This window comes from Azospirillum brasilense (assembly GCF_001315015.1).
In the GTDB taxonomy this organism is placed as follows: domain Bacteria; phylum Pseudomonadota; class Alphaproteobacteria; order Azospirillales; family Azospirillaceae; genus Azospirillum; species Azospirillum brasilense.
Window position 1 is genome coordinate 2514942 of sequence record NZ_CP012914.1, and the last position, 17556, is coordinate 2532497.

Annotated in this window: 19 protein-coding genes and 1 tRNA gene; 16 read left to right on the top strand and 4 right to left on the bottom strand. The window is 67.9% G+C overall.

Annotated features, from left to right (window positions below; translation table 11 throughout):
• Window positions 1–8 precede the first annotated feature (8 nt).
• The 6 genes from AMK58_RS11630 (at window position 9) to AMK58_RS11655 (ending at window position 6526) form a co-directional block, all read left to right on the top strand.
• Window positions 9–1529, top strand: a complete 1521-nt coding sequence (locus AMK58_RS11630) for a nucleotidyl cyclase domain-containing protein (RefSeq protein WP_236778118.1) — start codon at window positions 9–11, stop codon at window positions 1527–1529.
• A gap of 195 nt (window positions 1530–1724) precedes the next feature.
• Window positions 1725–3098, top strand: a complete 1374-nt coding sequence (locus AMK58_RS11635; protein WP_051140095.1) for a nucleotidyl cyclase domain-containing protein — start codon at window positions 1725–1727, stop codon at window positions 3096–3098.
• A gap of 120 nt (window positions 3099–3218) precedes the next feature.
• Entirely contained in the window at window positions 3219–4238 is a 1020-nt protein-coding gene (locus tag AMK58_RS11640; RefSeq protein ID WP_051140094.1) for a branched-chain amino acid ABC transporter permease, read from the top strand.
• Window positions 4235–4993: an ABC transporter ATP-binding protein gene (locus AMK58_RS11645; RefSeq protein WP_059398913.1), complete on the top strand. Its 759-nt coding sequence runs from the start codon at window positions 4235–4237 to the stop codon at window positions 4991–4993. The genes AMK58_RS11640 and AMK58_RS11645 overlap by 4 nt, the downstream gene beginning before the upstream one ends.
• Complete coding sequence (locus tag AMK58_RS11650; RefSeq protein ID WP_035681368.1) at window positions 4993–5694, top strand: ABC transporter ATP-binding protein; 702 nt, start codon at window positions 4993–4995, stop codon at window positions 5692–5694. The genes AMK58_RS11645 and AMK58_RS11650 overlap by 1 nt, the downstream gene beginning before the upstream one ends.
• Complete coding sequence (locus AMK58_RS11655) at window positions 5684–6526, top strand: alpha/beta hydrolase (RefSeq protein ID WP_051140848.1); 843 nt, start codon at window positions 5684–5686, stop codon at window positions 6524–6526. Before AMK58_RS11650 ends, AMK58_RS11655 begins: the two co-directional genes overlap by 11 nt.
• A gap of 69 nt (window positions 6527–6595) precedes the next feature.
• Here the strand turns inward: AMK58_RS11655 and AMK58_RS11660 are convergent.
• Window positions 6596–6685, bottom strand: a tRNA-Ser gene (locus tag AMK58_RS11660).
• 209 nt (window positions 6686–6894) lie between these two features.
• Between AMK58_RS11660 and rplU the strand changes: the two genes are divergently transcribed.
• The 6 genes from rplU (at window position 6895) to AMK58_RS11690 (ending at window position 11336) form a co-directional block, all read left to right on the top strand.
• Window positions 6895–7212, top strand: a complete 318-nt coding sequence (gene rplU, locus AMK58_RS11665) for a 50S ribosomal protein L21 (RefSeq protein ID WP_014239459.1) — start codon at window positions 6895–6897, stop codon at window positions 7210–7212.
• Window positions 7213–7245: 33 nt separating this feature from the next.
• A complete protein-coding gene (gene rpmA, locus AMK58_RS11670) occupies window positions 7246–7524 on the top strand; it encodes a 50S ribosomal protein L27 (RefSeq protein ID WP_035681371.1) in 279 nt (92 codons plus the stop codon).
• A 146-nt stretch (window positions 7525–7670) separates the two neighbouring features.
• On the top strand, window positions 7671–8894 hold the full coding sequence (obgE, locus tag AMK58_RS11675; RefSeq protein WP_035681373.1) for a GTPase ObgE: 1224 nt from the start codon (window positions 7671–7673) through the stop codon (window positions 8892–8894).
• A complete protein-coding gene (gene proB / locus AMK58_RS11680) occupies window positions 8827–10035 on the top strand; it encodes a glutamate 5-kinase (RefSeq protein ID WP_236778119.1) in 1209 nt (402 codons plus the stop codon). Before obgE ends, proB begins: the two co-directional genes overlap by 68 nt.
• A complete protein-coding gene (locus AMK58_RS11685; RefSeq protein ID WP_059398914.1) occupies window positions 10032–10715 on the top strand; it encodes an HAD family hydrolase in 684 nt (227 codons plus the stop codon). Before proB ends, AMK58_RS11685 begins: the two co-directional genes overlap by 4 nt.
• A gap of 51 nt (window positions 10716–10766) precedes the next feature.
• Window positions 10767–11336, top strand: coding sequence for a hypothetical protein (locus AMK58_RS11690; RefSeq protein WP_137165122.1), 570 nt, complete (start codon window positions 10767–10769; stop codon window positions 11334–11336).
• A gap of 8 nt (window positions 11337–11344) precedes the next feature.
• Here the strand turns inward: AMK58_RS11690 and AMK58_RS11695 are convergent, their stop codons facing one another.
• From AMK58_RS11695 to AMK58_RS11705, 3 genes are all read right to left on the bottom strand, one after another.
• Window positions 11345–12580 (bottom strand): lysozyme family protein, encoded by a 1236-nt coding sequence (locus AMK58_RS11695; RefSeq protein WP_035671485.1) that lies wholly within the window; start codon window positions 12578–12580, stop codon window positions 11345–11347.
• Between the two features lie 78 nt (window positions 12581–12658).
• Complete coding sequence (locus AMK58_RS11700; RefSeq protein ID WP_035671483.1) at window positions 12659–13402, bottom strand: sulfite exporter TauE/SafE family protein; 744 nt, start codon at window positions 13400–13402, stop codon at window positions 12659–12661.
• Between the two features lie 109 nt (window positions 13403–13511).
• Window positions 13512–14363, bottom strand: a complete 852-nt coding sequence (locus tag AMK58_RS11705) for a c-type cytochrome (protein ID WP_051140092.1) — start codon at window positions 14361–14363, stop codon at window positions 13512–13514.
• Between the two features lie 181 nt (window positions 14364–14544).
• On the opposite strand from AMK58_RS11705, the gene AMK58_RS11710 reads away from it, so the two are divergent.
• The 4 genes from AMK58_RS11710 to rlmH all read left to right on the top strand — a co-directional run bounded on the left by AMK58_RS11710 (window position 14545) and on the right by rlmH (window position 17497).
• Window positions 14545–15825 (top strand): glutamate-5-semialdehyde dehydrogenase, encoded by a 1281-nt coding sequence (locus AMK58_RS11710; protein WP_035671481.1) that lies wholly within the window; start codon window positions 14545–14547, stop codon window positions 15823–15825.
• A 117-nt stretch (window positions 15826–15942) separates the two neighbouring features.
• Complete coding sequence (locus AMK58_RS11715) at window positions 15943–16560, top strand: nicotinate-nucleotide adenylyltransferase (RefSeq protein ID WP_035671478.1); 618 nt, start codon at window positions 15943–15945, stop codon at window positions 16558–16560.
• Window positions 16561–16616: 56 nt separating this feature from the next.
• Window positions 16617–16997, top strand: coding sequence for a ribosome silencing factor (gene rsfS, locus AMK58_RS11720; protein WP_051140093.1), 381 nt, complete (start codon window positions 16617–16619; stop codon window positions 16995–16997).
• 41 nt (window positions 16998–17038) lie between these two features.
• Window positions 17039–17497, top strand: a complete 459-nt coding sequence (gene rlmH / locus AMK58_RS11725) for a 23S rRNA (pseudouridine(1915)-N(3))-methyltransferase RlmH (protein WP_014239449.1) — start codon at window positions 17039–17041, stop codon at window positions 17495–17497.
• Window positions 17498–17556 lie beyond the last annotated feature (59 nt).

Below are 17556 nucleotides of genomic sequence, written 5' to 3' on the forward strand. Positions count from 1 at the left end.
TAACATTGTTGTTAAGACGACGAACATTCAGAAGGCATAAGTACACCGGCGCACAGGCCTGCTCCGGTTGCAAGGGAGCTATTGCCGTGAATGCAATCCATTCGCCCCCCTCCGCCCAGGATGAGCCCGCCGAATCCGCCTGCTCCGGCCCCACTACCCACTGCACCGGCGCCATGAAGGCGGCGGATTGCCAGTCGTCCTGCCACCTGAACGACGCGGCTTTCCGGAACAAGGCCAGGGACATTCTTTCCAGCGGCCGGACCGTCACCGCCGGCGCCGTTCATCTGATCGGTCTGGAGGACATCCGGGACCGGCTGGGCAAACGGTGGGGGAGCGTGAAAGAGCGGGTCCAAGACTACACAGGCCGCCTGCTCGAAAAGATACTGTCCCCGCAGGATGTGTGGTTCCGGCATGGCGAAGCCCAGTTCATCATCGTGTTCGCCCATGCCGATATACAGGCGGCCCAGCTGATCTGCGGCAAGATCGTCGAAACCCTGCATCAGGCGTTGCTCGGCCACAGCGACACCAGCCGGATCACCGTCAAGACCGCCCTGATGGAAATCGACGGCAGCATCGCCATCGGCAGCGCCCGCCTGGACGATCTGCTCCACCACGCCGCCAGCCAGCCGGAGCGCCCGGCGGACCGCGCCGGCCCGGCCACCCAACGGACCGCTCAGCCACCCCACCCTCATCCGACGGCCCAACCGGCCTCCCAGCCGCAGGCCGAGGAGCGGCGGCGGCCCTCGCTGGTCGGTTTCGCCCTCGACAACGGAGAACCGCCGCCGCAGCCGAAGGTGCTGTTCCGCCCGGTCTACGATGTGAAGAACAAGGTGATCTCCACTTACACCTGCCGCCCGGATCTCCACACCTGCCGCCATATCAACCAGATCACGCTGGACGACGTGCTTCAGGAAGAAGCCATTTTCGATTACGACATGGAAACCCTGTGCCACGCCATCAGCACCTACAATGAGTTGTATAAAAACAAATTCCGTTACGCCCAGACCATTCCCGTCCATTTCGAAACCCTCGCCTCGGTGCGACGGCGGCGGGAGTATCTTCAGTCGTGCCGAATGATCCCCAGTTACTTGATCCCTTTCCTGGCCTTCGAGCTTGAAGGCCTCCCGCAGGGCATTCCCAACGGGAGGCTGGCCGAGATGGTCACCATGCTGCGCCCCTTCGGCCGCGCCGCCATCGTCATCCTGCGGGAGGACACCGCCGACATCGCGGTCTATGCCAACGCCGGCGTCAAGGGGGTGGGGCTGTCCATGGATTTCCGGGATGGCGACCAGCGCTGCATCGACAAGATCAACGCCTTCTGCCCCATGCCGCGCAAACACGGCCTGTTCTCCTATCTGGACGGTGTCCGGAATGTCGAACAATTCCAGGCTGCGATCGAGGCCGGGGCGGCCTATATCGGCGGCGCCGTGGTCGGCAAGGATTCCGACGTTCCCGAACACATGCGGCGCTGCACCGAAAGGCAAATGCTGATGAGGGCCAGAGTTAAGGCACGGCAGGCGTCAGCATAGGCAGGTTCGGCAGAGGCGCGCTCCTTTCCGCATAGACCGTGAGCAAGGGCCGGTTCGACGCCACCGTTAACTCATTAGCAAGTGCGAAAGGATCATTCTGTTCGTGCAGTCGATCCATTTGCGTTCGCACCCATTTCAGGCGGCTGCCCTGCCTTTGGGTTCGCGCTCCCCACAGCCGGAAAGGGAAGCTCGACCATGGTCACACACCATCCCTCCGGTCCGGACGATGCCCCACCGGAACAGAACGACGGCCCCATCCCGTCTTTGGGTCCGTCCCCCAACCAGTCGATCGACGACTCCTTCAAGGAGCGCGCCCGGCAGATCCTGGCGCACGGCCAGACGGTCACCGCGGGGTCCGTCCACCTGATCGGTCTTGATGAAATCCAGAAAGAGTTGGGCAACCGCTGGGGAAGTGTGAACGAACGGGTGCACGTTTACACCGAGCGCATGCTCAAGAAGATGCTGTCGCCGCGCGACGTCTGGTTCCGCTATGGCGAGAACCACTACATCATCGTCTTCGCCCAGGCCGACCGCAAATCGGCGCAGTTGACCTGCAGCAAGGTGATGGAAAGCCTGCATCAGGCGCTGCTTGGCCACGCCGACACCCGGCGCATCACCGTCAAGACCGCGGTGGTGGACATCGGCGGCGGGGTCGCCCTGGACACCGCGCGGCTGGCCGACCTGCTCAAAGACGCCATCCACAAGCCCGAGGACATCGCGGCGGCCTCCCCCCCACCGACTGACGGCGCCATACCGGCGGCGGAGGCGCGGCGCCCGCACTGGACCGAGATGCCGGCGGACACCATCACGCCGCAGCTTCGGCCCAAGGTGCTGTTCCGCCCGGTCTTCGACGTGAAGCACAAGGTGGTGTCGACCTACTGCTGCCGCACCGATGCGGACACGGCCCGCTATCTGAACCTGATGGACTCCTTCGACCCGGAGCGCGAGGAGGCCGTCTTCGACCTCGACATGGAGACGCTGAGCCTCGCGGTCAGCACCTACAACGAGCTGTACGCCAACAAATTCCGCTACGCCCAGACCATCCCCGTCCATTTCGGCACCCTCGCCTCCAGCCGGCGGCGGCGGGAATACATCCAGGCCTGCCGGATGATCCCCCGCGTGCTGATGCCCTTCCTGGCCTTCGAGCTGGACGGGCTGCCGGCCGGCGTTCCCTATGGCCGGCTGGCGGAGATCGTGGCGATGCTGCGCCCCTTCGCCCGCGCCGCCATGGTCATCCTGCACGAGGACGCGGGCGACCTGTCGGTCTACGCCACCGCCGGCATCAAAGGGGTCGGGCTGCGGCTGGACGGGCGGGAGGACGAGCCACACATCCTGGAGCGGCTCCAGACTTTCTGCCCCGGGCCGCGCAAGTTCGGCATGTTCGCCTATGTGGACGGCGTTCGTACCCCGGTGGAGCTGGAGGCGGCGGAGGCCGCGGGCGCCGCCTATCTGAGCGGCCCGATCATCGGCGAGGATTCGGAGGTGCCGGAGCATATGAAGCGCTGCACCGAGCGCCAGCTCCTCCAGCGGTCGCGGCGGCGGCGGCACCCCGACACGCCCTGGGGGTGAGGAGGCGGGGATGAGCGGACGGTCACGACCTTTTGTGTTCAAGCCCGCCCATCTGTGCGAAAAGACGGGCCTACCGATTGGCCTGCCGACTGGTTGACCGCCCCTCTTTTCCGGCCCTCCATGCCCCCGACCGCGCCCCGAACCGCCCTGCTCACCCGCCCCCGCATCGCCCTGCTGATCCTGCTGGCCGTCGCGCTGGCGCTGCCCACCGTCGCCGACTGGATGGGGGAGCCCTTCTACGTGCGGTTGGCGACGCGCATCCTGGTCTTCGCCCTGGCGGCGGTCAGCCTCGACCTGATCCTCGGCTTCGGCGGGATGGTCAGCTTCGGCCACGCCGCCTTCGTCGGGATCGGCGGCTATGCCGTCGGCATCTTGTTCGCCCACCAGTCGGACGGTTCGACGCTGTTCGGCTTTCCCGGCACGGTGAACGGGCTGATCGTCTGGCCGCTGGCCATGCTGGCCGGGGCGCTGGCGGCGCTGCCCGTGGGGGCGATCTCGCTGCGCACCACCGGCGTGCCCTTCATCATGATCACGCTGGCCTTCGCCCAGATGCTCTTCTACCTGATGACCGGTCTGAAGGCCTATGGCGGGGACGACGGCATCGCGCTGTGGAGCCGCTCCACCCTGCCCGGCCCGCTGAACATCACCGACCACACCACCTTCTATTACGTGGTGCTCGGGCTTCTGGTGGCGGCGCTGGCGCTGGGCTGGCGGCTGGTCAATTCCCGCTTCGGGCGGGTGATCCGCGGCGCCAAGGACAACGAGCGGCGGATGGCCGCGCTCGGCTACCCGGTCACCCGCTACAAGCTCGCCGCCTTCGTCATCGCCGGGGCGCTGGCCGGGCTGGCCGGGGCGCTGCTCGCCAACGCCACCATGTTCGTCGGGCCGCAGTATCTCCATTGGAGCCGCTCGGGCGACCTGATCGTGATGGTCGTGCTGGGCGGCATCGGCACGCTGATCGGCCCGGTGCTGGGCGCCGCCGCGCTCCTGCTGCTGGAGGAGTTCGTGCCGGAGCTGATGGACCTCGCCCACGCCGGGCTTGGCGAGCATTGGAAGATCGTGCTGGGGCCGGTGCTGATCCTGCTGGTGCTGTACGCCCGCAAGGGCCTGTGGGGCGTCGTCGCCGGGAGGCGCCCGTGAGCGACCCCCTGCTGAGCACAAACGGACTGGTCAAGCGCTTCGGCGGGCTGGCCGCCACCGACGGACTCTCACTGTCCGTGGCGGAGGGGGAGCTGCACGCCCTGATCGGCCCGAACGGGGCGGGCAAGACCACCCTGATCGGCCAACTGTCGGGGGAACTGACCCCCGATTCCGGGACCATCCTGTTCGACGGGCGCGACGTGACCGGCCTGCCCGTGCACAAGCGGGCGCAGCGCGGGCTGGCCCGCAGCTTCCAGATCACCTCGATCTTCCCCAGCTTCACGGCGCTCGACAACGTGGCGCTGGCGGTGCAGGCCCACGCCGGGCACAGCTTCCGCTTCTGGCGCGACGCCGGGCGCGACCGCCGGCTCGCCGACCCCGCCCGCGCCGTGCTGGAGCGGGTCGGGCTGGGCGCGCGGGCCGACACCCGCGCCGACGCTCTGGCCCACGGCGAGAAGCGGCAGCTCGAACTGGCGATGGCCCTGGCCACCGGGCCGCGGCTGCTGCTGCTCGACGAGCCGATGGCCGGCATGGGGCCGGAGGACTCCGCCCGCATGGTCGAACTGCTGCAAGAGCTGAAGGGCGGCGTGACGATCCTGCTGGTGGAGCACGACATGGACGCCGTCTTCGCGCTGGCCGACCGCATCACCGTGCTGGTGCGCGGCAAGGACCTCGCCAGCGGCACCCCGGAGCAGATCCGCAACGACCCGGCGGTGCGCGAGGCCTATCTCGGCGACGAGCTGGAGGTCGCCTGATGCTGCGCGTCGCCAACCTGACCGCCGCCTACGGCTCCAGCCAGGCGCTGTTCGGCATGGAGCTGTCCGTCGACGCCGGAGAGGCGGTGACCCTGATGGGCCGCAACGGCATGGGCAAGACCACGACCATCAAGGCCATCATGGGCCTCGTGGCGCCGACCGGCGGCTCGATCACGTTCGAGGGGGCGGAGATCGCCGGGCGCCCGCCGCACCGCATCGCGCGGGCCGGCATCGCCCTGGTGCCGGAGGGGCGGCAGGTCTTCCCCACCCTGACCGTGCGCGAGAACCTGATCGCCACCGCCGCCAACCGCTTCGGGCGGCGCGATCCCTGGACGGTGGAGCGGGTGCACGCCCTGTTCCCCCGGCTGGCCGAGCGCGCCGGCAACCTCGCCCGCAACCTGTCGGGCGGGGAGCAGCAGATGCTCGCCGTCGGGCGCGCCCTGATGACCAACCCCAAGCTGCTGATCCTCGACGAGGCGACGGAGGGGCTGGCCCCGCTGGTCCGCCAGGAGATCTGGGACTGCCTCGCCCGACTGAAGGGCGAGGGGCAGGCGATCCTGGTGGTGGACAAGAACGTGCACGCCCTCGCCGCCCTGGCCGACCGCCATCACGTCATCGAGAAGGGACGTCTGGTGTGGTCCGGCAGCTCCGCCGCCCTGCTCGCCGATCCCACGTTGAAGGAGCGCTATCTTGGCGTCTGACCCTCTGTACAGCGGCATGACCGCCGCCGAGATCGACCGCCAGTACAATTTCCGCAAGCTGGTGCCGGAGCACCCGGCCTATTTCACCCGCTGGCAGGCGGAGAGCGAGGCGGTGCGCGCCCGGCTCGGCGGACGCTACGACGTCTCCACCGGCCCGCACCCGCGCCAGCGCGCCGACGTCTTCCCCGCCGGCAGGAACGCGCCGGTGCTGCTCTTCATCCATGGCGGCTACTGGCGGGCCCTGTCGAAAGACCTGCACTCCTTCATCGCAGCACCCTATGTGGAGCGCGGGGTGGCGGTCGTCCTTCTCGGCTACGGCCTGTGCCCGGACGTGACGATGGACGAACTGTGCGGCCACGCCCAGGCCGGGCTGGACTGGGTGTTCGCCAACGCGGCGGATTTCGGCGGCGATCCGCGGCGGGTGGTGGTGTCCGGCCATTCGGCGGGCGGCCACCTGACGGCGAAGCTGGTCTCGGAGAACCGCGACCGCGTGGCCGGCGGCATTCCGATCAGCGGCCTCTACGACCTGGAGCCGATGCTCGGCTTCGAGGTGAACGAGCAGCTGCGGCTCGATCCCGACTCGGCGCGGCGGCTGAGCCCGATCCACGCCGTTCCCGCCCCCGCCCCGCTGCTGATGCCAGCGCTGGGCGGCCTTGAGACCGATGCGATGCACCGCCAGCAGGCCGACTACGCCCTGGCCTGGGCCGCCCAGGGCAACGCGGTGCGGGAGATCGTGGAGCCGGGCGCCGATCATTTCAGCGTGGTCGACCGCTTCGCCGAACCGGGCAGCCTGCTGTTCGAGGCGGCGCTGGCGATGCTCAAGGACAGCTGATGCCGGAAACGAAAAAAGCCTTCCCGGTCGGGAAGGCTTTTTTCGTTTGAGCGTTCGCTCGAATGAGAGTGGCGGATGGGGGGAGATTCGAACTCCCGATACCCTTGCGGGTATGCCGCATTTCGAGTGCGGTGCATTCAACCGCTCTGCCACCCATCCGCTGCCCCGTTTCCGGGGTGGCGCGGAACCTACCCAAAAGCCTGGGGGGATGCAAGCCCTTGTTTGCAGGAAAATGAACGGGAAAATGCCACCATGACTGTTGACTCCCGGTGGCCCATCGGTTAAATCCCCGCTCTCACGAACGGGCTTGCACCTCAAACGGTGGGCGAGCGGCCCTTCCGTTTGTTTTGAGATAGGCAGTGACGACGATGTTTGCAGTGATCCGCACCGGCGGCAAGCAGTACAAGGTCGCCAATGGCGACGTGATCCGCGTTGAGAAGCTCGAGGCCGAGGCCGGCGCTTCCATCACGCTCAACGACGTGCTGATGGTCAGCGACGGCGGCAGCACCACCCTTGGCACCCCGACGGTTGCCGGCGCTGCTGTGACCGCCGAGATCGTCGCCCAGGATCGCGGTCCGAAGATCATCGTCTTCAAGAAGAAGCGCCGCCAGAACTACCGCCGTAAGAACGGCCACCGCCAGGACCTGACCGTCCTGCGCATCACCGGGATCAACGGCGCCGCCTGAACGGCCGCCGACCAGTCACAGGAGTAACTCCCCATGGCCCATAAAAAAGCAGGCGGCTCTTCGCGCAACGGCCGCGACTCCGCTGGCCGCCGCCTCGGCGTGAAGCGTTTCGGTGGCGAGAACGTCGTCGCCGGCAACATCATCGTCCGCCAGCGCGGCACGAAGTTCCACCCCGGTGAGAACGTCGGCATCGGCAAGGACCACACCCTGTTCGCCAAGACGGACGGCGTGGTGGCCTTCAAGCACAGCGCCCAGGGGCGCACCTACGTCGCCATCGAGGCGGTCGAGGTCCAGGCGGTCGCGGCCGAGTAATCTCGTCCGGCCCGTACGGTGTGTTGGGATAATCGGGGGTTCGGGCAACCGGCCCCCGATTTTCTTTTGTTGATGTGGTGGTCACCGCCCCCTTCCCACGGTTGGAGGACGGTGCGCAAACGGTAGATTGGCCGGCACGGTCCCCGATGAAGTTCCTCGATCAAGCCAAGGTGTATCTGAAAAGCGGCGACGGCGGCCCCGGCGCCATCGCTTTCCGCCGCGAGAAGTTCATCGAGTATGGCGGACCGGACGGCGGCAACGGCGGCCGCGGCGGCGATGTCGTGATCGAGGTCGTGAACGGCCTCAACACGCTGATCGACTACCGCTACAAGCAGCATTTCAAGGCGCAGCGCGGCAACCACGGCATGGGCGCCAACCGCAACGGCGCCAGGGGCGAGGACGTGGTCCTGCGCGTGCCGGTGGGCACCCAGATCCTCGACGAGGATCAGGAGACCGTCCTGCTCGACCTGACGGAGCCCGGCCAGCGCGTCGTCATCCTGAAGGGCGGCGACGGCGGCTTCGGCAACGCCCATTACAAGACCCCGACCAACCGCGCCCCGCGCAAGTCGCATCCCGGCTGGCCGGGCGAGGAGCGCTGGGTCTGGCTGCGGCTGAAGCTGATCGCCGACACCGGCCTGCTCGGCCTGCCCAACGCCGGCAAGTCCACCTTCCTGGCCGCGACCACCGCGGCGCGCCCGAAGATCGCCGACTACCCCTTCACCACGCTGGCCCCCAACCTGGGCGTCGTCCGCGCGGGCGACGAGGAGTTCGTCATCGCCGACATCCCCGGCCTGATCGAGGGCGCGCACGAGGGGCACGGGCTGGGCGACCGCTTCCTCGGCCATGTGGAGCGCACGCGCGTGCTGCTCCATCTGATCGACGGCACGGCGGAGGATGTGGTCCAGTCCTACACCACCATCCGCAACGAGCTGGTCGCCTATGGCGGCAACCTCGCCGACAAGCTGGAGATCATCGGTCTGAACAAGGCCGACGCCCTGCTCGACGAAGAGGTCGCGGAGAAGAAGGCGGCGCTTGAGGCGGCGTCGGGTGCGGAGGTGATGGTTCTGTCCGGCGCCACCGGCCAGGGCGTCCAGGCGGTGCTTTACCGCTTGCTCACGCTCATCAAACAGTCCAAGGAAGAGGAGCCCGACGTCATCCAGGCTCCGGTCACGCGCTCCATCCCCCGGGCCCCGGTCGGCCAGAAGATGGACGACGAGTATGCCGGCTGGAACGAGGAGACGGGCGAGTACGACGATCTCCCCGAAGAGCCGGACTCCGACTCGGACGGGGATGACTGGGACGATGAAGGCGACGATGACGGTGACGACACCGAGCACAGCGGCAACGGCGACGACAACGCCAAAGGCTGATACCTCCTCTCTGCTCCCCACCTTGCTCGATGCGCGGCGGCTGGTCGTCAAGATCGGCTCCGCCCTGCTCGTCGACAGCGCCACCGGCCGGATGCGCCGCGAGTGGCTGGACGCGCTGGCCGACGACGTGGCCGCCTGCCGCAAGCGCGGCCAGGAGGTGGTGATCGTCACCTCCGGCGCCGTCGCCTGCGGGCGCGAGCATCTCGGCCTCGTCGGGCGCGCCCTGCGGCTGGAGGAGAAGCAGGCCGCCGCCGCCACCGGCCAGATCCGGCTTGCCGCCGCCTATCAGGAGACGCTGGCCCGCCACGGCCTGACCGTCGCCCAGGTGCTGGTGACGCTGGAGGACACGGAGGAGCGCCGCCGCCACCTCAACGGCCGCGCCACCATCGACACGCTGCTTAAGCTCGGCGCCGTCCCCGTCATCAACGAGAACGACACGGTCGCCACCGCGGAGATCCGCTTCGGCGACAACGACCGTCTGGCTGCCCGCGTCGCCCAGATGATCAGCGCCGACACGCTGGTCCTGCTGTCGGACATCGATGGCCTCTACACCGCCGACCCGCGCAAGGACCCTGACGCCCGGCACATCCCGGTCGTCCAGGAACTGACCTCCGACATCGAGAACATGGCGGGCGAGCCGCCGCCGGGCTACAGCTCCGGCGGCATGGTGACCAAGATCGTCGCGGCCCGCGTCGCGCTGGCCGCCGGCTGCCGCATGGTCATCGCCAAGGGCAAGCGCATGAACCCGCTGGCCGCGCTGGAGCAGCGGCCCGAGCAGGGCGGCGCGCTGTGCACGTGGTTCCTGCCCGCGGCCTCCCCCTCCTCCGCCCGCAAGGCGTGGATCGGCGGCAACCTGAACGCCCACGGCGCGCTGACGGTGGACGCCGGCGCGCTGTCGGCGCTCGCCCGCGGGGCCAGCCTGCTCCCCGCCGGGGTGCGCGCCGTCGAGGGCGACTTCGAGCGCGGCGACGTGGTGGTGGTCAAGGCGCCGGACGGGCGCGAGGTGGCGCGCGGCCTGACCGCCTACGCCGCCGAGGACGCCCGCCGCATCGCCGGCCGCAAGAGCCACGAGATCGAGGAGATCCTCGGCTACCGGGGCCGCGACGAGATGATCCACCGCGACGATCTGGTGGTGCGGTGAGCGTTTCGATCGTGGGCCGCCCGCCTCTCCAGGCCATCCTGTGGGACATCGACGGCACGCTGCTCGACAGCGAGCCGTGGCACCAGCGCGCCACCATCGCGGTCTGCCGGCTGCATGGCCATGTTATGTCCGACACGGACTACGCGGCCACGCTGGGCGTCGCCTTCCCCGAACTGTACGCCCGGCTGCACGCCGCCCGGCCCATGGCCCTGACCTTCCGGGAATGGGCGGACGCCATCACCGACCTCTATCTGGAACGCATCGCCGAGGTCGAGGCGCGGGCCGGCGCCCTGGCGCTGGTCGACGCCTTCGCGGAGCGGGGATTGCTGCAGGCCTGCGTGTCGAACAGCGGACGCCGCGTGGTGGAGGCCAACCTGCGCCACATGGGAAGCCCGCATTTCCTGTTCGGCCTCAGCCGCGACGACGTGAGCAAGGGCAAGCCGGACCCCGAGCCCTACCTGACCGCCGCCGCCCGCCTCGGCGTGCCGCCCGCGGCCTGCGCGGTGATCGAAGACAGCCCGACCGGCGCCCGCGCCGCCAGGGCCGCCGGCATGCTGACCATCGCCTGGCCCCAGCACGCCGACCTGCTGTTCGAGGCCGCCGACCATGTGGTGGAGGACCCGGCGGCGCTGGACTGGGATGGCCTCTGCGGCGTCGCGGAGCGCATGGCGGCGGATTGACGCGCTGCCGGTCGGCACGCGACGCCGCAACCACGGCATGACATGATCCGGATGCACACCCTTGCATTCGATTGCCGAACCATGCCGCACCCCGCGACGCGCGCGTTTCTTACCGTCCTCATCGCCTTATGGGCGTTTCCGGCGGCGGGAAAGGACCCGGACGTGCCGCCTGTGGACCCGCCCAACCGCTGGCACCGGATGGGACCCACCGACGCCGAGTCGAGCAGCCGCTGCATCGGCCAGTTGATCAGCCCCATCTGCACGTTGGAAACCCTGCTCGCGTGCTTCGACCATGCCATAAACGCCCTCTGCACGCTCGCGACCGGAAGAAAAATACGAGCGGAGTACATGGACGGACGAGGCAAAGGCACCACGCTTTACCGGGTCGTCATGGCGCGCCGGCTCACGCCACGGGACATCCCGAGACGCTGCCTCAACGATGATCTGGAACCGACGTGCAAAGCCGGCGATGTCCAGATCACCCTGAGCAAGCGCTCGTGCTGGAGCTACGGCTGCCCACCACCCGACAAGGACCCCGTCAAGATGGGCACAACCTATAACTTGCGGAAGGAAGGCGATGGCCGATGGATCGTCTTCGAGTGGTATTCACCGCCTTATTGAAGGTGCTGTTATTTATGATTTCTTCTTGGAAATGCAAAATATCCAGAGCGATCCCTCTCATCATTTCTTTGATTCCTTAAATGCTCCACCCTCCTGCCAAAAAGATAATATGAAAGCCTCTTAGCCAAGCCATCATCCGTTGCGAGATAGGAATAGGCCGCAAGAGTCCCCTGCCCCATTTGCCTGTCTTTCGGCATTTCAGGATAGCCATTCTCCCGAAACACCCGGTTCATCGCATCCTGGATGATCTCCGTTCCTCGGCTCCGGCCGAACCGGAACAGGGTGTCGGCGAAGGCCGCCGCCGCTTCGTCGTTTCCGATCTCGTCCAGCGCTTTCCGGCCACCGACGGTCCGCAGCACATCGTCGAAATAGTAAGGGTAAATCGCCGCGCGCTGCCCCACCGTCAGTTGATCGGGTTTCCGGACCTTTTCGAGACCCGGCAGATCCTCCTTCGCCCGATCCAGAATATCCTGCGTGATCCCGCTTGCCGCTCCCGACCCCGGATGCGTCGTCATTCCGCCTTCCATGGCGAAGATTTCCGCGTAGATCAGCCGTTGGTTCGGCGACAGGTTCGGCACCCGCGCGAGGGCCTCGTTGAAATTCCTCCACGCTCCGGGCTGCTTCTTGAAATATTCGACTTTGAAATTGGGCAATTCCGGAATGTCCGGATTTTTGCTTTCATCCACAGTCACGGCATCCGTTGCCGTCTTCGGCTTGGAATTCTCCGCCACGTCGATCCTGCGGTCGCGCAGCCAGCTCTCGATCTCGTAGGCATCCTCGACCCGTGACGGTGCACCGGACCGCCCCGCCTTGTCCCTCACCGAGAAACCGGATGCCGCGTCCATTCCATCGGTGCCCACTCCATCGGCGTCGTCATCCGTGGCCGAGGACCGATCCGCGAACGGCTCGAACCGTGAGAAATCGCCATCGACGATCAGACGTCCGGTAGCGTCGGTTTCCCCGTCGGTGCCATAGACCCGCTCGAACTGGCGCGTGACGTAATCGGCATACTCCTGGTCCGACCGATAGCGTGGGTCCTCGATCAGGTGATTCAAGGCGTCCGCGGGATTTGGCAGTCCGTCGGCCTTGTCGTCGGAAACGGACTCGGTGGCCGGCATCGACGCCGCGTCGAACTCTTCGTCGCCCGCAGCATTCTTCGTGTCGGTGGAAGGCCCGGCATCGTCGGACGGGTCTTCGCTGGACTCCACCAAAGAAAAAGGGCCGGCCCGCTGGCCAGCCCCCATCCGGTCGCACGTGTTCCGTGTCCGTCACCGAGCATGCAAAGAATTTATTCCCTCTTCAACCGCGCGACGCATGGCGCATCACCCCTTCGTGACGAAGAAATAGACCGTCATCGCCACGCCCACGAGGATCACGAACTTGCGCAGGATCGGCGGCGGGATGTGGCGGGCGACGGCGGCCCCGGCATAGCCGCCGGCCACGGCAGCCACCATCATGATGAGCGCCTCGGTCCAATAGACCGCACCGCCGAAGGCGAAGGCCACCACCGCCACCGCGTTGAGGCAGCCCGAAACCAGCGCCTTCAGCCCGTTCATCGCGTGCAGGTCGGTCAGGCCGAAGACGCCCAGCGTCGCCAGGATCAGGATGCCGATCCCCCCGCCGAAATAGCCGCCGTAGATGGCGATGAAGAACTGCACGATCAGCACCGTGCCGTGGCCGACCTTGAAGTTGCGGCGGATGTAGGCCGACACCTTCGGGCCGAAGGCGAACAGAACCGTCGCGAACAGCAGCAGCCAGGGGATGACCGCCTCGAACACCCGCTGCGGCGTCCACAGCAGGAGCAGCGCGCCCAGCAGCCCACCGATCAGGCTGACGCCGAGGAAGGCCGGGAGGCTGACCTCCTTGATCCGCCCCAGCTCCCGCCGATAGCCGTAGGCGCTGGCCAGCGCGCCCGGCGACACCGCCACCGTGCTCGTCGCGTTGGCGTTCAGCGGCGGGACGCCGGCCATGATCAGCGCCGGGAAGGTCAGGAAGCTGCCGCCACCGGCCACGGCGTTGAGCACGCCCGCGAAGAAGGCGGAGACGATCAGCAGCAGGGTCAGCATGGGGCCACGGTCCGGCGGGTGGAAAAAGCCCGCGGACTATGCCCTCTCGGCAACGCTTACGGTACTGCGTTTTCGGCGGTGCGGTAATTCACATGGCGCTGTTGTTGGTTCAGCGGGCCGGAGGAAGCGTACGGAGGTAGGCGACCAGGGCGACCAGCTCGCCCTCGCTCATGGCCTTGTAATAGTGATAGCCCATGGGCGGGCTCAGCCGGCTGCCGTCGGGACGTACACCCTCGGTGATCGCCTTGCCGATCTCCGCGTCGGTCCAAGTGCCCAGCCCATGCTCCTTGTCCTGCGTGATGTTGCGGGACACGGCGTTGCCCCACGGCCCGGTGAAGTTGCGTCCGCCGGCCCCCATGCGGGTCGTGTCGAGCCGCCCGTCCGGCAGCATCGGCGTGTGGCACTCCATGCAGTGGCCGAGCGGGCCGGCCATGTACGCGCCGTACGTCACCGGGTCCGTACGCGGCACCTCCGCCACCGTCCCGACCGGCGGGCCATAGGCGGCGGGCAGCGCCATGCGGTACTCCGACTTCGGGACAGAATGCCGCACCGGCGGCACGCTGCGCAGATAGGCGACGATGGCGCGCAGGTCACCGTCCGACAGGCCGCGGTAGAAGCCGAAGGGCATCGGCGGGCCGATCAGGCTGCCGTCGGGCCGCCGGCCCTCGCGGATGGCGGTGACGAGCTGCTCGTCGGTCCAGCGCCCGATCCCCGTCTCCGGGTCCGGCGTGATGTTGGAGGCGTAGGCGGTGAAGGGGTCCTCGACGAAGGGTGTCCCGCCGGCCATCTCCCGTCCCGCGACCGGGCCGTTCGGCCCTTGCGGCGTATGGCAGTTGCCGCAGGCGACGATGCCGTTGACCAGGGCGCGTCCCCGCTCCAATGGTGTTTCCGCCCAGACCGATCCCCCCAGGCACACCATTCCAACGGCCACGGCGGCGCCGCGGCGGACCAGCCGGTTCATGAAAGGCTCCCTCACCGATGTTGCATGACGGCACGCTAACCACGCAACAATCCGCGGCCCAGGCTGAATGTTGAGTATTCCACTCAGCTTTTCGGCTTAGCCGGCATGGCTTTCGCGGAAACACAGGATCGGCTATGGTTCCGGCCCTTTTCAATTGGCGAACGCCACTGGAGTGAGACCGATGTCCGCCCTGCTTGAGACCACCGACGCCTTGCACGATCAGATGCTCGCCCTCGGCCGCGCCGCCCGCGCCGCCGCCGCGGAGCTGGCGACCGTGCCAAGCCCGTCGAAGGATCAGGCCTTGCGGGCGGCGGCGGCCGCGATCCGCGCCCGCAAGGCGGAGATCCAGGCGGCCAACGACGCGGATGTCGCCGCCGCCCGGGAACGCGGCCTCGCCGGTCCCATGATCGAGCGCCTCGCCCTCAACGACGCCCGCATCGAGGCGATGGCCAAGGGGCTGGAGGACATCGCCGACTTCCCCGATCCCATCGGCGGCGTCATCGCCGAATGGACCCGCCCCAACGGGCTGGCCATCCAGCGCGTGCGCGTGCCGCTGGGGGTCATCGGCATCATCTACGAGAGCCGCCCCAACGTGACCGCCGACGCCGGCGGCCTCTGCCTGAAGTCGGGCAACGCGGCGATCCTGCGCGGCGGGTCGGAGAGCATCCGCTCGTCCGGCGCCATCGCCGCCTGTCTGGCCGACGGGCTGCGCGCCGCCGGGCTGCCGGAGGCGGCGATCCAGCTCGTCCCCACCACGGACCGGGCGGCGGTCGGCCACATGCTGACCATGCGCGACTTCATCGACGTGATCGTCCCGCGCGGCGGCAAGTCGCTGATCCAGCGCATCGCCGAAGAGAGCCGCATCCCGGTCATCAAGCATCTCGACGGCAACAACACCGTCTATGTCGATGCCGGGGCCGACCCGGAGAAGGCGCGCAAGGTGGTGATGAACGCCAAAATGCGCCGCACCTCGATCTGCGGTGCCGCCGAAACGCTGCTCGTCGACCGCAAGATCGCCGACGCCGTCCTGCCGGTGCTGGTGAAGGACCTGCTGGACGCCGGCTGCGCCGTCCGCGGCGACGCCGCCGCCCAGGCCGCCGACCCGCGCGTGACGGCGGTGACGGCGGAGGACTGGGACACCGAGTATCTCGACGCCATCATCGCCTGCGGCGTGGTAGACGGGGTGGACGGGGCGATCGACCACATCAACCGCCACGGCTCCCACCACACCGACGCCATCGTGACCGAGGATCCGGCGGCGGCGGAGCGCTTCCTCCAGCGCATCGACAGCGGCATCGTGCTGTGGAACGCCAGCACCCAGTTCGCCGACGGCGGCGAGTTCGGCATGGGCGCGGAGATCGGCATCTCCACCGACAAGTTCCACGCCCGCGGCCCGGTCGGGGCGGAGCAGCTGACCAGCTACAAGTATGTCGTGCGCGGCGATGGCCAGACGCGGCCGTGAGGTTTACGGCCCTGGAGCTTACGTCTGCCCCCTCCCCGACCCTCCCCCGCCTTCGGCGAGGGAGGGGGATTGATTCCCTCCCCTGCGAAGCGGGGGAGGGTTAGGGAGGGGGCAAGCATGGCGACACCCCCCCACCGCTACGCCGGCCCGCTCCACGCCGGCCTGCGCATCGGGCTGCTCGGCGGCTCCTTCAACCCGGCCCACGCCGGGCACCGGCACATCAGCCTGTACGCGCTGAAGGCGCTGGGGCTGGATCAGGTGTGGTGGCTGGTCAGCCCGCAGAACCCGCTGAAGCCGGTGCGGGGCATGGCGCCGCTCGCCGAGCGGCTGGAGGAGGCCCGGCGCACCGCCCGCCATCCGGCCATCCGGGTCACCGCCATCGAGCGCGAGCTTGGCACCCGCTACACCGCCGACACGCTGGCCAAGCTCACGCTCCGCTTCCCCAAAACGCGCTTCGTCTGGCTGATGGGGGCGGACAATCTTCGGCAAATCCCCCGCTGGCGGCATTGGACGCGCATCTTCCGGCTGGTGCCGGTTGCAGTTCTCGCCCGTCCAACTTATTCTATGGGAGCGCTTGGTGGCATGGCCGCTCAGCGCTATGCCCGTCGCCGGGTGAGCATGCACGAGGCCAAGGGGTTGGCCGGTTCGAAAACACCGGCCTGGATTTTCCTCCGCAACCCTCTGCATCCGGCTTCGGCGACGGCGATCCGCCGGGCACGCGCCAGCGGGTCGTGACCCTGTATCGCGAGGTAGGTACCATCAACACGTTCATCGAACCGGCCGCGCCCGTTGTGCGGCCCGCGCCCGTTCCCGTTCCCCAGCCGGACGAACTGAAGGCGCTCGTCGAGAAGTCCCTGGACGACGATCAGGCCGAGGACGTCGTCGTCATCGACCTTGCCGGCAAGACCACCATCGCCGACTACATGATCGTGGCGTCGGGCCGCAACACCCGGCACATCGCCGCCATGGCCATGAAGCTGGCCGACCGCATGAAGCAGGCCGGCCTGCGCGGCGTCGAGGTCGAGGGCCTGAACCAGTGCGACTGGGTTCTGGTCGACGCCGGGGACGTCATCATCCACCTGTTCCGCCCGGAAGTCCGGACCTTCTACAACATCGAGAAGATGTGGGGTCTGGAGACGCCGCGGCCCTCCGCCGAGCGCATGAGCGCCTGACGGACAACGCTCAGGACGGGTGACGAACGGGAGTCGGACCGATGCGTCTGTGGCTTGCCGCGGTTGGGCGGTCACGGACCGGTCCGGCGCGCGACCTGTATGACGAGTATGCCGGCCGCCTCTCCTGGCCGCTGACGTTGCGCGAAGTCGAGGTGAAGAAACGCCTCGCCTCCGACGAGCTGAAGCGGCAGGAGGCGGAGTTGCTTCTGGCCGCCATCCCCGCCGGGGCCATCGTCGTGGCCTTGGACGAGCGCGGCAAGACCATCACCAGCGAAGCCTTCGCCGCCAAGATCGGCGGCTGGCGGGACCAGGGGGCGGGCGACATCGCCTTTCTCATCGGCGGGGCCGACGGCCACGGCGACGCCGTGCGTGCGCGCGCCGATTTCCTTTTGGCCTTGGGCGCCATGACATGGCCGCATATGCTGGTGCGAGGCATGTTGGCGGAGCAAATCTACCGTGCCCAGCAAATTCTGGCCGGACACCCCTATCACCGTGCATGACTCCCATTGTGCGCGTGCGCAGGCATGCCATTTTCTGATCCGGTCCAAGGCAATAAGAA

Excerpts from the sequence above, each read along its gene's own strand:
- AMK58_RS11635 (WP_051140095.1), top strand. The coding sequence starts at position 1,725 with ATGGTCACACACCATCCCTCCGGTCCGGACGATGCCCCACCGGAACAG.
- AMK58_RS11640 (WP_051140094.1), top strand. The coding sequence starts at position 3,219 with ATGCCCCCGACCGCGCCCCGAACCGCCCTGCTCACCCGCCCCCGCATC.
- AMK58_RS11650 (WP_035681368.1), top strand. The coding sequence starts at position 4,993 with ATGCTGCGCGTCGCCAACCTGACCGCCGCCTACGGCTCCAGCCAGGCG.
- rplU (WP_014239459.1), top strand. The coding sequence starts at position 6,895 with ATGTTTGCAGTGATCCGCACCGGCGGCAAGCAGTACAAGGTCGCCAAT.
- rpmA (WP_035681371.1), top strand. The coding sequence starts at position 7,246 with ATGGCCCATAAAAAAGCAGGCGGCTCTTCGCGCAACGGCCGCGACTCC.
- obgE (WP_035681373.1), top strand. The coding sequence starts at position 7,671 with ATGAAGTTCCTCGATCAAGCCAAGGTGTATCTGAAAAGCGGCGACGGC.
- proB (WP_236778119.1), top strand. The coding sequence starts at position 8,827 with ATGAAGGCGACGATGACGGTGACGACACCGAGCACAGCGGCAACGGCG.
- AMK58_RS11690 (WP_137165122.1), top strand. The coding sequence starts at position 10,767 with ATGCACACCCTTGCATTCGATTGCCGAACCATGCCGCACCCCGCGACG.
- AMK58_RS11695 (WP_035671485.1), bottom strand. The coding sequence starts at position 12,580 with ATGGGGGCTGGCCAGCGGGCCGGCCCTTTTTCTTTGGTGGAGTCCAGC.
- AMK58_RS11700 (WP_035671483.1), bottom strand. The coding sequence starts at position 13,402 with ATGCTGACCCTGCTGCTGATCGTCTCCGCCTTCTTCGCGGGCGTGCTC.
- AMK58_RS11705 (WP_051140092.1), bottom strand. The coding sequence starts at position 14,363 with ATGAACCGGCTGGTCCGCCGCGGCGCCGCCGTGGCCGTTGGAATGGTG.
- AMK58_RS11710 (WP_035671481.1), top strand. The coding sequence starts at position 14,545 with ATGTCCGCCCTGCTTGAGACCACCGACGCCTTGCACGATCAGATGCTC.
- AMK58_RS11715 (WP_035671478.1), top strand. The coding sequence starts at position 15,943 with ATGGCGACACCCCCCCACCGCTACGCCGGCCCGCTCCACGCCGGCCTG.
- rlmH (WP_014239449.1), top strand. The coding sequence starts at position 17,039 with ATGCGTCTGTGGCTTGCCGCGGTTGGGCGGTCACGGACCGGTCCGGCG.